We start from the raw sequence: 14,579 nt of genomic DNA on the forward strand, positions 1-14,579 counted from the left end.
GGGTGCAACCGCAGGACGCTCTGCCATCAACAAGATTCCATTAACCACAAACCAGCACTGTTGCTGCCTTGCGATTGATCCGTCACAGGCGAACTATCGCTATGTGTTCCATTGGGTGAGTAGAAACTATGAGACTCTGAGGGATATGGGGCAAGGTGCACGCGGGGACTTGAATTCAGGTCTTATCAAAGGGTTCAAAATACCTATCCCATTCGCTGACGACCCGAAGAAGTCTCTTGAGGACCAAGCCCGCATAGTCGTCATTCTCGACAAGTTCGACACGCTGACAAACTCCATCACGGAAGGCCTGCCCCGCGAAATTGAGTTGCGCGAAAAGCAATATGCTTTTTACCGCGATCAACTGTTGAGCTTTCCCAAGCCGGACGCGGAGGCTGCGTAGATGGGACAGACGCTGACCGAAACCGCTGCAACGCTGCGGGATGCCGACAAGAAGGTGCAGTTGATCTATGCGTTCAATGCCTCCGGCAAGACGCGCCTTTCACGTGAATTCAGGGAGCTGATCGACCCGAAGACCGAGGAGCGGGACGACGATCATCGCCCCAAGGTGCTCTACTACAACGCCTTCACCGAAGACCTCTTCTACTGGGACAATGATCTGACCGGTGATACCGAGCGGAAGCTCTGTATCCAGCCGAATGCGTTCACCAGATCCGCCTTCGAAGATCTCGGGCTCGACCTCAACGTCATCACCGTTTTTCAGCGTTACACACAGCCGAACCTAACGCCCCGCTTCAACGAGGAGTACAAAGCCAAAGACAGGGATGGCAACGAGATCACCGTGCCTGCGTTTTCGGAAGTAACTTTCTCACTTGAACGCGGTGACGATGAAAGCGTCGGAAATCTAAAAATCTCGAAGGGTGAAGAAAGCAATTTCATTTGGAGCGTGTTCTATTGCCTGCTGGATCAGGTCATCAGCACTCGGAACGTCGTCGAAGTGGACGAGCGTGAGACGGATCAATTCAATGACCTCGAGTACATATTCATCGATGATCCTGTCAGCTCCCTTGATGAGAACCACCTCATCCAGCTTGCGGTCGATGTAGCTCACCTCGTAAAAAGGAGTATTTATGTCGAAGGCGTAGGTTTGAGGTTTGTCATTACAACGCACAACCCATTATTTTTTAATGTACTTCACAATGAATTAAATGGTGATGACAAAGCGCTGAGCTACAAGGGAAAAACGTACTCAAAATATCGCCTTGAAAAAGAAGAAGATGGAACTTTCAGTTTGTCGTCACAGCCGAACGACTCTCCGTTTTCTTATCACCTGTACTTGCTCCGTAAGCTTCAAGAAGCTTCAGAAAATGGGGAAATAAAAAATATCACTTTAATTTCATACGAAATATTTTGGAAAAGAGCTCGACATTTCTCGGTCACAATCGTTGGAATGAACTTCTTCCCAAAACAACCGACGGTAGGCCAAATCCTTATCAATCAAGAATTCTGAATATTTCAAGTCACTCCAAGCAATCTGGCGAAGAGAATCAGTACATAAGCGATGATGACAAACGGGTTTTTCGATACTTAGTCAGAAATATTGCTAAGAATTATCAAACTTGGCATTGGGAAGGTGAAGATGCCTGAGCAGACAACGCCGATCGCCGAGACCAATCGCTTTATCGTTCTCGATAAATATGTGCGCGCTTGGGAGGCGGCTAACAGCTATCAGTCTGAGACAGACCTAGAGCGCGAGCTTGTTCAGGACCTGCACGATCAGGGCTATGAGTATCTGCCTGACCTGAAAACAACCGACGCCATGCTGGCCAATGTTCGCGTTCAGTTGCAAGCTCTCAACGATGTTCAATTTACAGATAAGGAATGGGCGCGCTTCGTTGAGACCTATCTGGATCGGCCCAGCGACAGTGCCACTGATAGACCCGCAAGCTTCACGACGACTACATCTTTGACTTCGTCTTCGATGATGGCCGTATCCAGAACATCTATCTGGCTGATAAGGCCAATGTCTGCCGCAACAAGGTTCAGGTCATTAAGCAGTTCGAGCAAGCGGGCGCTCATGCGAACCGATACGATGTGACCATTCTGGTGAACGGGCTGCCGCTGGTGCAAGTCGAGCTTAAAAAGCGCGGCGTTGCCATTCGGGAAGCGTTCAACCAGATCCACCGCTACAGCAAGGAGAGCTTCAACTCGGACAGTTCGCTCTTTAAGTACCTTCAGATCTTCGTAATCTCGAACGGCACGGATACGCGCTACTTCGCCAACACGACCAAGCGCGATAAGAACAGCTTTGACTTCACGATGAACTGGGCGCAGGCCGATAACAGCTTGATCCGGGATCTAAAGGATTTTACGGCGACCTTCTTCGAGAAGCGCACGCTGTTGAAGGTGTTGCTGAACTATTCGGTCTTCGACGTTAGTGACACGCTGCTGGTAATGCGCCCCTATCAGATCGCGGCGACGGAACGAATCCTAAGGAAAATCAGAAGTTCCTTCGAAGCCAAGACCTCCCAAGGCAAGATTTTGGGCAAGCCCGAAAGCGGCGGATTTATCTGGCATACGACGGGATCAGGCAAGACGCTGACCAGCTTCAAGGCCGCCCGCTTGGCCACTGAACTCGATTTCATCGACAAGGTCTTTTTCGTGGTCGACCGCAAAGACCTCGATTACCAGACGATGAAAGAGTATCAGCGCTTCTCGCCTGACAGCGGCAACGGTTCCGACAGCACAGCAGGGTTGAAGCGCAACCTCTCCAAGGACGATAACAAAATCATCGGCACAACGATCCAGAAGCTCAACAATCTGATGAAGAGCGAGGGCGACCTGCCGGTCTATACCCAGCACGTCGTCTTCATTTTCGACGAGTGCCATCGCAGCCAGTTTGGTGAGGCACAGAAGAACCTCAAGCGTAAGTTCAAAAAGTTCTGCCAGTTCGGCTTTACCGGCACGCCGATATTTCCGGAAAATGCTTCGGGTGCGGAGACGACGGCCAGCGTATTCGGGAGCGAACTTCATTCCTATGTGATCACGGACGCAATCCGCGACGAAAAGGTGCTCAAGTTTAAGGTCGACTACAACGATGTGCGCCCGACGTTCAAAGCGATCGAATCCGAACAGGATGAAAAGAAGCTGACCACCGCCGAAAACCGGCATGCTCTTCAGCACCCCGAACGAATCGCCGAGATTTCCCAGTACATTCTCGATAACTTTCGCCGCAAGACGCATCGTCTCTATGGAGACAATAAGGGCTTCAACGCCATGTTCGCGGTGAGCAGCGTTGATGCAGCCAAGCTCTATTATGAAAATCTGAATACGCTGCAGGACGGTAGCGACAGGCCGTTGAAGATTGCGACCATCTTTTCATTCGCGGCTAACGAAGAACAGGATGCGATTGGCGACATCCCTGAGGAGAGTTTTGAGGTTTCGGCGCTGAACAGCAGCGCCAAGGAGTTTTTGAACGCTGCCATCGCGGACTACAACGCCCGTTTCCGAACGAATTTCAGCGTTGATAGCAAAGGCTTCCAGAATTATTACCGGGATCTGGCGAAGCGGGTGAAGTCCAAGGAAGTCGACCTGCTCATTGTGGTTGGCATGTTCCTGACCGGCTTTGACGCGCCAACCCTGAACACACTGTTTGTGGACAAGAACCTGCGTTTTCACGGCTTTATACAAGCCTACTCCCGCACCAACCGCATTTATAATGCGACGAAGTCTTTCGGCAACATCGTTACCTTCCGCGACCTAGAAGAGGCGACCGTAAAGGCGATCACACTCTTTGGCAACGCCAATACCAAGAACGTCGTTCTGGAGAAGAGCTACTCAGAAGACATGGAAGGTTTTACGGACCAGACGACAGGCGAGGCGCGGCGAGGCTTTGTTGATGTCGTCCGTGAGCTGGAAGAGCGTGTCCCGAACCCCGCCGCCATCGAAAAGGAAGCGGACAAGAAGGCCTTTGCGAAGCTGTTCGGCGAGTATCTCCGTGTTGAGAATATCCTTCAGAATTATGATGAGTTCTCCAGCCTAAGAGAGCTTCAGGAGATTGACGAGAGTGATGTCGAAGCGGTGAGAGCGTTCAAGGAGCGGCATCATTTGAGTGATGATGAAGTTGACGAGCTCAAGAGCATCGAGATGCCTGCTGACCGAAAGGTCCAGGACTACCGTTCGACCTACAATGACATCCGGGATTGACTTCGCCGTGAAAAGGCGAGCGCCGAGCAGATTGAGTCAACGACCGACTGGGATGATGTCGTCTTTGAGGTCGACCTCTTGAAGTCCCAGGAAATAAATCTGGATTATATCCTTGAGCTAATCTTCGAGCACAGCAAAAAAACGAAGAGCAAGTCAGAGCTCGTTGGCGAAGTGCGCCGTGTCATCCGCGCCAGTATTGGCAACCGCGCGAAAGAAAGCCTCATCGTCGATTTCATCAATCAGACAAACCTTAACGAGCTGGAGGACAAGGCCGGGGTTATTGAGGCGTTCTTTGCCTTCGCACAAGCCGAACAACGCCGGGAAGCGGAAGAACTGATAAACGATGAAAAATTGAATTCGGATGCCGCCAAGCGCTACATCACGACCTCGATTAAGCGCGAATATGCAAGCGAAAACGGCACGGAGTTGAACTCCATCCTTCCCAAAATGAGCCCGCTCAATCCACAATACCTGACCAAAAAAAGAGACGTGTTCCAGCGCATCTCTGCGTTCGTTGAGAAGTTCAAGGGCGTTGGCGGAAGAATTTAGGCGTGATCATGATGGATAGTCGCGAACCACTGCATACCAGCTCTGGTTTTCGACACATCGTTAGGCACCGCCGTTAACGCCGATACCAGCACTCAGTCGACCCACCTGCACACTCGTCGAGTGGGTAGCACTATTCTGTTATAATTCAATTAGTTGGGAAAGCGCCGACATCTTCAAGAGGCAATTTTCGTGATCAAAAAGGCAGAACTATCTGCCTCTTATCACCGGGAAAATGGTCGGAGCGAGAGGATTCGAACCTCCGACCCCCTGCTCCCGAAGCAGGTGCGCTACCAGGCTGCGCTACGCTCCGACCGTGAGGCGGCAGGTAGCCCGTCGCGCCGGCGAATGCAAGGGGGATCTCGCAGATTTCGTCAGCCTATCAGTCACGCCGCCAGAGCCGGCCCAGAAGGCTGGGACGCGGCGCGGTTACCGTCTCGGAACGCAGCCGCGCCTCGGTCACCGGGCGCAGCCGGGACGAGCCGGTGCGCTCGCGCATCAGGATGTAGAGCCCCGAGCCGATGATCAGCCCCGCCCCCAGCAGCGTCATCGCATCCGGCCGCTCGTCGAACAGCAGCCAGCCGAAGCCGATCGCCCAGAGCATCTGCGAATATTGCATCGGCGCGACATTGGCGGCCTCGCCCGCCTGATAGGCCAGGATCAGCAGGAAACCCGCCGCCAGGCCCAGCACCGCGATGACGCCGGTCAGCGCCAGGTCCCCGGCCAGCATCGGCCGATAGGCGAAACCCAGCGAGGCGCCGGTCAGCAGGAAGTTCCCGATCATCGGCCACAGGAGCAGGATCACCGTCCGCTCGGACCGGCCCAGCTTGCGCACGGCGATGGCCGACAGCGCCGTGGCCGTCGTCCCCATCAGCGCCGCAAGATGGCCCAGGCCCAGGGGCGTCACCCCCGGGCGCAGCACGACCAGCACGCCGCAAAGCCCGGCGACCACGGCCGCCCAGCGATGCAGGCCAACCCGCTCGCCCAGAAGCGGCACCGAGAGCACCGTCACCAGCAGCGGCGCCGCGAAGAGGATGGAATAGACCTGCGCCATCGGCAGGGTCGAAAAGGCATAGAAGCCGCCCACGCCTGAGCCGACGATGCAGATCGAGCGCAACCCGACCCAGAACGGGTTGCGCGGCCGCAAGGTGCCATGCGTCCGATCGCGCAAGAGCAGCACCGCCAGCGGCGGGAATGACAGCAGGGCCGAGAAGAACAGGATCTGCAGCGCCGGATAGGTCTCGCCCAGCAGCTTGATGATCACGTCATGGGTCGAATAGATGCCCATGGCCAGCAGGGCCAGCAGCGCGCCCTTGATATTGCCCGCCGTCATGATCCTCCCCGACGGTGATGATGGGGCCGCGCCCGCCGGGCAGGCGCGGCCGATGCCTTATTGCGCCGAAAGCGCGGCCAGGATGTGGTCGCCCATCTCGGCGGTCGAGACCGGCTTGCCGCCCTCGGGGCCCATCAGGTCGCCGGTGCGCAGGCCGTCGGCCAGAACCTTCTCGACGGCCTTCTCCAGCATGTCGGCCTCGGCGCCCAGGTCGAAGGAATAGCGCAGGCACATGGCAAAGCTCAGGATGCAGGCGATGGGGTTGGCCTTGCCCTGCCCGGCGATGTCGGGGGCCGAGCCATGCACCGGCTCATACAGCGCCTTGGGCCGGCCGTTCGCCATCGGCGCGCCAAGGCTGGCCGAGGGCAGCATGCCCAGGCTGCCGGTCAGCATCGCCGCCGCGTCGGACAGGATGTCGCCGAACAGGTTGTCGGTCACGATCACGTCGAACTGGCGCGGGTTCCTGACCAGCTGCATGGCGCCGTTGTCGGCATACATGTGCGACAGCTCGACATCGGGATATTCGTTGTCGTGGACCCATTGCACCTCTTCGCGCCACAGGATGCCGGATTCCATGACATTGGCCTTTTCCATCGAGCAGACGCGGCCCGCGCGCTTGCGGGCCAGTTCGAAGGCCGAGCGGGCGACGCGGCGGATCTCGCCCGAGGTATAGCGCTGGGTGTTCACGCCGACGCGGCCGCCCTCGTTCTCGGGGTCGTTGTCGTCGGAAATGCCGCGCGGCTCGCCGAAATAGACGCCCGAGGTCAGCTCGCGCACGATAAGGATATCGAGCCCGGCCACCACGTCCCGCTTCAGCGAGGAGAAGTCGGCCAGCGCGTCGAAACATTGCGCCGGGCGCAGGTTGGCGAACAGGTCCATCTCCTTGCGCAGGCGCAGAAGGCCGCGCTCGGGCTTCACCGAGAAATCCAGGTTGTCGTATTTCGGCCCGCCCACGGCGCCCAGCAGCACGGCATCCACCTCTTGCGCCTTCTGCATGGTCGCGTCGGCCAGGGGCTTGCCGTGCTTGTCATAGGCGGCGCCGCCGACCAGATCCTCGCTGACCTCGAAGGACAGGCCGCGGTTCTGCTCGAACCAGCCGATGACCTTGCGCACCTCGGCCATGACTTCGGGGCCGATGCCGTCGCCGGGCAGAATCAGCAGGGAAAAGGGGGTCATCGCAGGCATCCTCTATGCTTCTGGCTGTCGCCAATCGCGTATCCTTGCGCATTCCCTGCGTCAAGTTCACGGCGAATTGGCTTGCGATCGCGGGGTGGATCGGGCCGGATGGGCCGCGTTCGGGAATGCCGAAACCAAGGGGGACAGCCCATGAAGACGAAAGCGGCCGCGGCGAGAATCACACTGGCGGGGGCGATGCTGATGCTGGCCGGGGCGGCGCTGGCGGATGGCGGCATCACCGTGCAGCTTCCCGACGTCTCGGGCCTGTCGGAGGCCGAGGCGAAGGCGCTGATCGCCGAGCTTGCGAATGTGAATGTCATCACCTCGAACTGCCCGGCCTATCCGGTGACGGACGGGGAATGGACGCTGATCACCGGCACCGGCGACCGGCTGGCGGCCCGGCTGGGGCTGGACGCCTCGGCCTATGACCGGACCTATTACGGCCCGGCCTTCAAGCTGCTGGACGATCCCGGCGCCTGCGACCGCATCGGGCCGACCGCCAGGCCGCTGATCCAGCGCCTGGTCGGCATGGGCGGCGGCACCACGCCCCTGACGCAGTCGCAATAGCCCCCGGCGGATCGCCGCACCTTGCCGGCGCCCGCCCGGCGGCCTAGCCTGCGCGCATGACCGCAGATCCGACCTACAGGGGATTCGCGCTGGATGCCGAGACGGCGCTGGCGCTCTTGCAATGGCAGGCCGAACTCGGCGCGGACGAGCCCTGCCTCGACGCGCCGCTCGACCGCTATGACCAGCCCGCGCCGGCCCCTGCCCCCGGCCCGGCCGCCCCCGCACCCAGGCCGCCCGACACCGCCCTGGACCTGGCCGCCCAGGCCGAGGCCATGGCCGCCGCCGCGACCAGCCTGGCCGAGCTGGCCGCCGCGCAAGAGGCGTTCGACGGCATCGAGCTGAAGAAGGGCGCGCGCAATTTCTGCTTTGCCGACGGCAACCCCTCGGCCCGGGTGATGGTCATCGGCGAGGCCCCGGGCGAGGAAGAGGACAACCAGGGCCGCCCCTTCGTCGGCCGCGCCGGCCAGCTTCTGGACCGCATGTTCGCGGCCATCGGCCTGTCGCGCGAGGCGGTGGATGCGGAAAGGGCGCTCTACATCACCAATGTCCTGACCTGGCGCCCGCCCGGCAACCGCCGCCCCGAGCCGGCCGAGATCGCCGTCATGCTGCCCTTCCTTCGCCGCCATGTCGAACTGGCGCAGCCCGAGGTCCTGGTGCTGATGGGCAACACGCCCTGCATGGCGGCGCTGAACCGGCAGGGCATCCTGAAGCTGCGCGGCACCTGGACCGAAGCCTTCGGCCTGCCGGCGCTGCCGATGACGCATCCTTCCTACCTGCTGCGCACCCCCGCCGCCAAGCGCGAGGCCTGGGCCGACCTTCTGTCGCTGGCGGCGCAGCTGGACGGCCAGGGCTGACCCCGGCCGGCGCTTTCCCCCGCGGCAGGCCCCGCCGCCGCGATCACAACTGCAAGCGGCGACATGCCGAGCCGGCGACGAAGCCTTGACGCTTGCGCGGCGCAGCTTCTATCAGACTGCTTGCTGCCGATTCGGCCTTTTTCGGGGCTTTCGGACACAATCCAATTTGACGAGGCGGTTCCTTTGCTTGTCCCCCAGTTCACGCGCATCGCCGCCGGCCTTGCCCCCGAGCGCGCCGCGCGGGAATCGGCGCAGCGCAAGTTCGGCAATTTCAAGCTGGACGCGAACAACTTCAGCCATCCCGACCAGCTTGCGGCGCTGCTTGGCCCCTATCGCATGGTCAGCTTCGACCTGTTCGACACGCTGCTCTGGCGCGAGATCGCGCTCGAGGACGTGCATGCCAAGACCGCCGCCTTCGGTGAACGCCTGATCCGGGGCGACGACGGCCCGCTGCCGCGCGGCCTGCTGCTGCATTCGCGCAGCCGCCATCAGGAGACGCTGAAAAAGGCCGGCATGGCCTCGAAGACCGCCTATCGCAACGAGATCGACCTGGCCGATGTCTTCGACACCGCGCTGGCGCCCTATATCGCCGACGACGCGCGCCGCGCCCGGGCGGTGGAATCGTTGCTGGCCTATGAGATCGAGACCGAGCATCGGGTGCTGACCGTCGATCCGGCGATGCGCGACTTCCTCGAGCGGCTGCGCGTGCAGGACAAGGTGCTGGTCCTGGCCTCGGACATGTATTTCTCGGAACGCTGGCTGCGCGAGCTGCTGACCCGGCTGGACCTGCTGAAATATTTCGACCATGTCTTCGTCTCGGCCACGGTGGGCGTGACCAAGCACAGCGGCAAGCTGTTCGACCATATCGACGCCACGCTGGGGTCGGCCGACTGGCGCCGGCTGCACCTGGGCGACAACTGGAACAACGACGTGGTGCAGCCGCGCAAGCACGGCTGGGACGCGCTGCACTACATGAATCCCGAAAACGAGATGCGCAAGCACCGGCTGGAGCTGCTGCACAGGCTCGACGCCCATCGCCGCCCGGCGGCGGCGCAGGCGCTGCTGGCGCAGATCCGCGGCGACAAGCCCGAGGACGGGCTGGTGCGGCTGGTCACGGCCGGCTTCCTCAGCTTTTCGCGGCAGGTGCTGGCCACCGCGCAACAGGGCGGCTTTGACCGGGTGCTGTTCCTGACCCGCGACGGCACCATCTATCACCACCTGATCCGCCAGCTGATCGCCGACACCGGCGCCGGGGACACGCTGGACCTGCCGCAGCTGGCCGACTTGGCCTTCAGCCGCCGCGCCGGGGTGCTGCTGACCTGCCCGCCATGCTCCGACCCGGATTGGGAGCGCTATATCCGCCACCACATCGGCTGGCTGCGCGGCGGAGGCGCCTCGCTGGGCAGCCTGATGCGGACCTTCGCCCTGTCGCGCGAGGATATGGCCGGCGCGCGCGGGCTCGACAAATGGGTCGACGCCTATCTGGACGGGCGCGACGATTGCGACGTGGATTTCGCCGCCATCCTGGCCCAGCCGGAGCTGGCGCAGGCGGTCGATGCCGCGGTGCAGGTCAAGCGCCAGCGCGTCATCGACTACCTCGACCAGCAGGACCTGTTCCTGCCCGACCAGCGCGTGCTGCTGGTCGACATCGGCTATTCCGGCACGGTGCTGAAATCGCTGTCCGAGCATATGTATGCGCTCGAGGCGCAGGGCCAGCGCCTGGGCAGCCGGCTGGTGATGATGATGTTCGCCGCCAACCGCTATTTCGCCGGCAACCTTGGCCAGATGCATCCGCGCGCCAGCATGCTGGATCCGGTGATGATCGGCCGCGAGGACTGGCGCCAGCGCGCCGCGGCGCTGAACTTCGCCTGGCTCGAGCCCTTCGCCGTGGACCGCACCCGCGGCAGCCTGCGCGACTTCCAGCCCGATGCGCAGGGCGTGATGCAGCCGGTCTTCGGCCCGGCCGGGCTGGACCGCACCCCGATCACCCGCGAGCGCATCCTGGCGACCGCGCGCGAGGTCGATGCCGTGCTGCGCCGCTCGCCCATGCCCGACCGCGAGGCCGAGGCGACGATCGGTCGCGGCATCTCGGACTGCTTCTCGCACCCGCGTCGCGACACGCTGCAGGCCGTGGACGGGCTGACCCATCACGCCGGCCTGACCGAGGTGGTCGAGGGCGGCATGCTGGCCCGCGTCCGGCCCTGGCGGCTGCGCAGCGACCTGGCGCGCTGCATGCGCGAGGATCGCTGGGTGCAGGGCAGCATGGCCGCCAGCCGGCTGGGCTGGCTGAACCCGCTGCTGAACCGCATCATCGGTATCACCACCCGATGAAAATCCTGTTCTACAACTGGGCGCAGTTCGACAACCCGACCATGGCGGGCGGCGGCGTCACCATGTATCTGCGTAACATCATCGACGAACTGCTGTCGCGCGACGGCATCGAGGTCTATTTCCTGTCCTCGGGCGACAAGTATCGCTTCTTCGACCGCAAGCCCCGGATCGAGCCGACCGCGAACGTCTATGGCAACCCGCGGCTCAAGACCTTCACGCTATACAATTCGCCGATCAAGGCGCCGGCGCATGACGCCTTCTATTCGGTCGACCAATGGTTGCGCGACGATGTCACGCCGCGGCTGATCGGCGCATTCATCCAGGCGCATGGCCCGTTCGACGCCTTCCACATCCACAACCTGGAAGGCATCGGCTCGGGCGTGCTGGCGCTGCCCAAGGGCGACAAGCTGCGGCGGCTGTTCTATACCTTCCACAATTACATGCCGGTCTGCCCGCAGATCGAGCTGCTCTACGACAACCGCCTGCCCTGCACCGATTATCACGACGGCGCCCGCTGCACCGGCTGCCTGGGCCACGACCGGCGCATGGCCGACCTGATCGCCTTCGACCGCGTCGGCGCCGCGCTCAAGGGGCGCGGGCTGGCCGGGCATCCGCTGGGCGGCTTCCTGTTCGACGCCTTCGCCGGCACCAAGTCCTGGGCCAAGGCGTTGCGCAACCTGTTCAACGACCTGCGCCACGGCTTGCGCACCCGCTTCCGCCACTGGCACCTGCGGCCCAGGACCGAGCCGGGGCGCACGAACTCCTGGCAGGCGACGCCGCGCACGCCCGACCCGGTGCCGCTGCCGCCGCGCGACCCGATCCTGGACAGCACCGCCTATCGGCAATGGCGCGAGGCGAACGGCCGCGCGCTGCATGACAATGCCGACGGCATCTTCGCGGTCTCGGACCTCTGCGGCCAGACCGCCATGCGCTTCCTGCCGCCCGGCACCCGGGTCGAGACCCTGCTCTTGCCCATCGACATCGAGATCCCGCTCTCGGAACGGCAGGAGCTGCGCGACACGCGCGAGATCCTGCGCGCCAAGGTCAATCCCCCGGCCGCGGAGGACGAGGACGACATCGCCCCGGCCGGCGCCCGCCAGGCCTCGAACGCGCCCGAAGGCGTCACCCTGTCCTTCATCGGCTATGACATCCCGTCGAAGGGCCTGCCCTTCCTGATCGACGCGCTGGCCCAGATCGACGATCCGTTCTATCGCGACCATGTCGACCTGTTGATCGTCGCCCGCATGGGGCCGCAGCGCGAACGCCAGCTCGCGCAGCTTGAGACCCGGTTCCGCAGCGTGCGGATCGTGCCCAGCTATGCGCGCGAGCAGATCGCGGCGCTGTCGCAGCTGATCGACCTGAACGTGGTGCCCTCGATCTGGTGGGAGACCTTCAACCAGGTCACGGTCGAGCTGGCGCGCCTGGGCGTGCCCTCGCTGGTTTCAAGCCATGTCGGCGCCAAGCAGACCCTGACCCGGCCCGAGGACTTCGTCTTCGAGGCCGGCGACGCCGCCGATTTCCGCGCCAAGCTGGACCGGCTGGTGCGCGACCCGGCCCTGCGCGACAGCTTCTTCGACGAGGAACTGCAGATGCCCTCGCTGGCCCAGCACGTGGACTGGCTGCTGGAGCGGTATCGGGGAAAACAGCAAGACGAGGCAGGTCACATCGGTGACGTTACTGAAAGGATGACAGGCTAGAACATGCGCGGATATCTGTTCTGCATCGGAGCGGCGAAATCAGGGACGACCTGGCTTTATGAGCAATTGCGCCACTCGCCGGAGATCTATTTCAGCCCAGAAAAAGAGCTGCATTATTTCTTCTCCCGCTATGGCAGTTTCGATCGCCTGCCCAACAACACCCGCTTCAGGTCGCTTCAAGCCTTTGTCAATCTGGCGGCACAGAACTATCAGTCAAAGCTTCCCGACGGCGAATATGCACGCAAGTTTTCGTTCTTCGAGAAGAACCTCAGTTGGTATCAGAATTTCGCCAGGGGTCCGGTCTGCGACAGCTGGTATCGTCAGCTTTTCGGCGACGCCCGCCCGCATCAATATGCCTGTGACTTCAGCCCCTCGACCAGCAAGATCGGCCTTGATGGCGTCCATGCCATCCGAGCGCTGGGACCTAATGTCAAACTCATCTACATCCTGCGCAATCCGGTAAAGCGGCTTTGGTCGCATCTGAAGTTCCATGCAGAATTCATGGGCCGCTGGGAGGAAGTCAGAAACTATTCCCCTGACCAGATGCTTCGTTTTATCAAGGACTTCGATCTGGATGAGGACGGTAAGTATGCGCGGCATCTGGAGCGGTTCCTTCAGGTCTTTGACCGCAAGGACGTTCTCGTGCTGGACTTCGACGATATCAGATCCGAACCGACCGGTCTGATGGCCAAGGTTGCAGACTTCCTCGATATCCGTCCCTTGCAGCTTCCCGAAAGCGCGCGCGAAGCCGTCAACGTCAGTTCGCGCATGGATATGCCGCAGGGCCTGCTGGATGGCTTCAAGTCCGAGATGCTTAGGGACACCCGAATCCTGGACGGTTTGGGCGTCGACTTCGTGCGGAAATGGTATTCCAGCTTGGAATAACAGTCGTCCTACCTCGGCGCCGCCGCCCGGCGCAGGCGGTCGTTGACCGCGGCGCCGAGGCCGGTCTCGGGCACCGGCGCCACCGCGATGGGGCGGCCGTCCGCATCGGCGCGGTGCAAGAGCTCGAACAGCCGCGCCGCCGCCTCGGTCGGGTCGCCCGCCTCGCTCAGCGACATCTCGCCGGCGATGGGGCCGAAGCCGATCAGCAGCTCGCCCGGGCGCGCCTCGCGCGCGTCCAGCCGCACCGGGGCACGGGGCGCGTAATGGCTGGTCAGCTGGCCGGGCGCGCTCGGCGCGGCGGCGTCCAGCACCGGACGGGCCAGCGGACGGCCCAGCACCGCCTCGATCGCCTCGGCGGCGACGCCGCCCGGGCGCAGCAGCGCCGGCGCGCCATCGACCCAGCCCAGGATCGTCGATTCCACCCCGACCGGACAGGGCCCGGCATCCAGGACCGCGGCGATGCGGCCGCCAAGCCCGGTCTCGGGGTCGGCGACATGGGCCGCGGCGGTCGGGCTGATCCGCCCCGAGGGGTTGGCCGAAGGCGCCGCCAGCGGCCCGCCGAAAGCGCGCAGCAGATCGCGCGCCACCGCCAGCGCCGGCACCCGGATCGCCACCGTGGAAAGCCCCGCCGTGACCAGTCCGGCGATGCCCGCGCCCGGCCGCAAGGGCAGCACCAGCGTCAGCGCCCCCGGCCAGAAGGCCCGCGCCAAGGCCAGCGCCGGGGCGTCGAACACCGCGATGCGCTCGGCCGCGGCCAGGTCGGGCAGATGCACGATCAACGGGTTGAAGGCGGGCCGGCCCTTGGCCTCATAGATCGCGGCCACGGCGCGCGGGTTGCGCGCGTCGCCGGCCAGCCCATAGACCGTCTCGGTCGGGATCGCGACCAGCGCGCCCTGCGCCAGCAGCGCGGCGGCGGCGGCGATGCCGTGGGAATCGGGCTTCAGGATCCGGGTCTTCATGCCGTTACGTGAGGTTGCGGTTGCTGGCCACCGGCCGGCACCTATGATCGGGAACAAGGGATCAGTT

The 14,579-nt window shown here is 62.4% G+C and carries 11 protein-coding genes, 1 tRNA gene and 1 pseudogene; 9 read left to right on the top strand and 4 right to left on the bottom strand.

Annotated features, from left to right (window positions below; genetic code table 11):
- The 4 genes and pseudogenes from ASV56_RS22610 to ASV56_RS06525 all read left to right on the top strand — a co-directional run.
- On the top strand, positions 1-400 hold a 400-nt coding region (locus ASV56_RS22610; protein WP_172823734.1), incomplete at its 5' end, for a restriction endonuclease subunit S.
- Entirely contained in the window at positions 401-1,468 is a 1,068-nt protein-coding gene (locus tag ASV56_RS06520) for a hypothetical protein (protein WP_216635373.1), read from the top strand. It abuts the gene before it with no gap.
- 129 nt (positions 1,469-1,597) lie between these two features.
- On the top strand, positions 1,598-2,056 hold the full coding sequence (locus tag ASV56_RS24360; RefSeq protein ID WP_253879889.1) for a PDDEXK family nuclease: 459 nt from the start codon (positions 1,598-1,600) through the stop codon (positions 2,054-2,056).
- A pseudogene (locus ASV56_RS06525) lies at positions 1,960-4,713 on the top strand (type I restriction endonuclease subunit R). Before ASV56_RS24360 ends, ASV56_RS06525 begins: the two are co-directional and overlap by 97 nt.
- 233 nt (positions 4,714-4,946) lie before the next feature.
- On the opposite strand, the gene ASV56_RS06530 reads toward ASV56_RS06525, so the two are convergent.
- From ASV56_RS06530 to leuB, 3 genes are all read right to left on the bottom strand, one after another.
- A tRNA-Pro gene (locus tag ASV56_RS06530) sits at positions 4,947-5,023 on the bottom strand.
- 69 nt (positions 5,024-5,092) lie between these two features.
- The gene (locus tag ASV56_RS06535) at positions 5,093-6,043 is read right to left on the bottom strand and encodes a DMT family transporter (RefSeq protein ID WP_062561271.1); all 951 of its coding nucleotides are present in this window, start codon (positions 6,041-6,043) and stop codon (positions 5,093-5,095) included.
- 57 nt (positions 6,044-6,100) lie between these two features.
- Positions 6,101-7,219: a 3-isopropylmalate dehydrogenase gene (gene leuB / locus ASV56_RS06540; RefSeq protein ID WP_062561272.1), complete on the bottom strand. Its 1,119-nt coding sequence runs from the start codon at positions 7,217-7,219 to the stop codon at positions 6,101-6,103.
- 150 nt (positions 7,220-7,369) lie between these two features.
- Between leuB and ASV56_RS06545 the strand changes: the two genes are divergently transcribed.
- The 5 genes from ASV56_RS06545 to ASV56_RS06565 all read left to right on the top strand — a co-directional run bounded on the left by ASV56_RS06545 (position 7,370) and on the right by ASV56_RS06565 (position 13,553).
- Positions 7,370-7,786 (top strand): hypothetical protein, encoded by a 417-nt coding sequence (locus ASV56_RS06545; protein ID WP_062561273.1) that lies wholly within the window; start codon positions 7,370-7,372, stop codon positions 7,784-7,786.
- A 56-nt stretch (positions 7,787-7,842) separates the two neighbouring features.
- Positions 7,843-8,640 carry a uracil-DNA glycosylase gene (locus tag ASV56_RS06550; RefSeq protein WP_062561274.1) on the top strand — a complete coding sequence of 266 codons (798 nt, stop codon included), beginning with the start codon at positions 7,843-7,845 and terminating at the stop codon, positions 8,638-8,640.
- A 183-nt stretch (positions 8,641-8,823) separates the two neighbouring features.
- A complete protein-coding gene (locus tag ASV56_RS06555) occupies positions 8,824-10,971 on the top strand; it encodes a hypothetical protein (RefSeq protein ID WP_062561275.1) in 2,148 nt (715 codons plus the stop codon).
- Positions 10,968-12,668, top strand: coding sequence for a glycosyltransferase family 4 protein (locus ASV56_RS06560; RefSeq protein ID WP_062561276.1), 1,701 nt, complete (start codon positions 10,968-10,970; stop codon positions 12,666-12,668). The genes ASV56_RS06555 and ASV56_RS06560 overlap by 4 nt, the downstream gene beginning before the upstream one ends.
- Positions 12,669-12,671: 3 nt before the next feature.
- Positions 12,672-13,553, top strand: a complete 882-nt coding sequence (locus tag ASV56_RS06565) for a sulfotransferase domain-containing protein (protein ID WP_062561277.1) — start codon at positions 12,672-12,674, stop codon at positions 13,551-13,553.
- A gap of 8 nt (positions 13,554-13,561) precedes the next feature.
- Here ASV56_RS06565 and ASV56_RS06570 read toward each other — a convergent pair whose 3' ends face one another.
- Positions 13,562-14,512, bottom strand: coding sequence for an L-threonylcarbamoyladenylate synthase (locus tag ASV56_RS06570; RefSeq protein ID WP_062561278.1), 951 nt, complete (start codon positions 14,510-14,512; stop codon positions 13,562-13,564).
- Positions 14,513-14,579 lie beyond the last annotated feature (67 nt).

The sequence above is a fragment of the Paracoccus aminovorans genome (assembly GCF_001546115.1).
Taxonomy (GTDB): domain Bacteria; phylum Pseudomonadota; class Alphaproteobacteria; order Rhodobacterales; family Rhodobacteraceae; genus Paracoccus; species Paracoccus aminovorans_B.

Bases quoted from the DNA above. Each gene is read 5' to 3' on its own strand.
- ASV56_RS06565 (WP_062561277.1), top strand. From the start codon at position 12,672: ATGCGCGGATATCTGTTCTGCATCGGAGCGGCGAAATCAGGGACGACC.
- ASV56_RS06550 (WP_062561274.1), top strand. From the start codon at position 7,843: ATGACCGCAGATCCGACCTACAGGGGATTCGCGCTGGATGCCGAGACG.
- ASV56_RS24360 (WP_253879889.1), top strand. From the start codon at position 1,598: ATGCCTGAGCAGACAACGCCGATCGCCGAGACCAATCGCTTTATCGTT.
- ASV56_RS06520 (WP_216635373.1), top strand. From the start codon at position 401: ATGGGACAGACGCTGACCGAAACCGCTGCAACGCTGCGGGATGCCGAC.
- ASV56_RS06545 (WP_062561273.1), top strand. From the start codon at position 7,370: ATGAAGACGAAAGCGGCCGCGGCGAGAATCACACTGGCGGGGGCGATG.
- ASV56_RS06535 (WP_062561271.1), bottom strand. From the start codon at position 6,043: ATGACGGCGGGCAATATCAAGGGCGCGCTGCTGGCCCTGCTGGCCATG.
- ASV56_RS06560 (WP_062561276.1), top strand. From the start codon at position 10,968: ATGAAAATCCTGTTCTACAACTGGGCGCAGTTCGACAACCCGACCATG.
- ASV56_RS06570 (WP_062561278.1), bottom strand. From the start codon at position 14,512: ATGAAGACCCGGATCCTGAAGCCCGATTCCCACGGCATCGCCGCCGCC.
- leuB (WP_062561272.1), bottom strand. From the start codon at position 7,219: ATGACCCCCTTTTCCCTGCTGATTCTGCCCGGCGACGGCATCGGCCCC.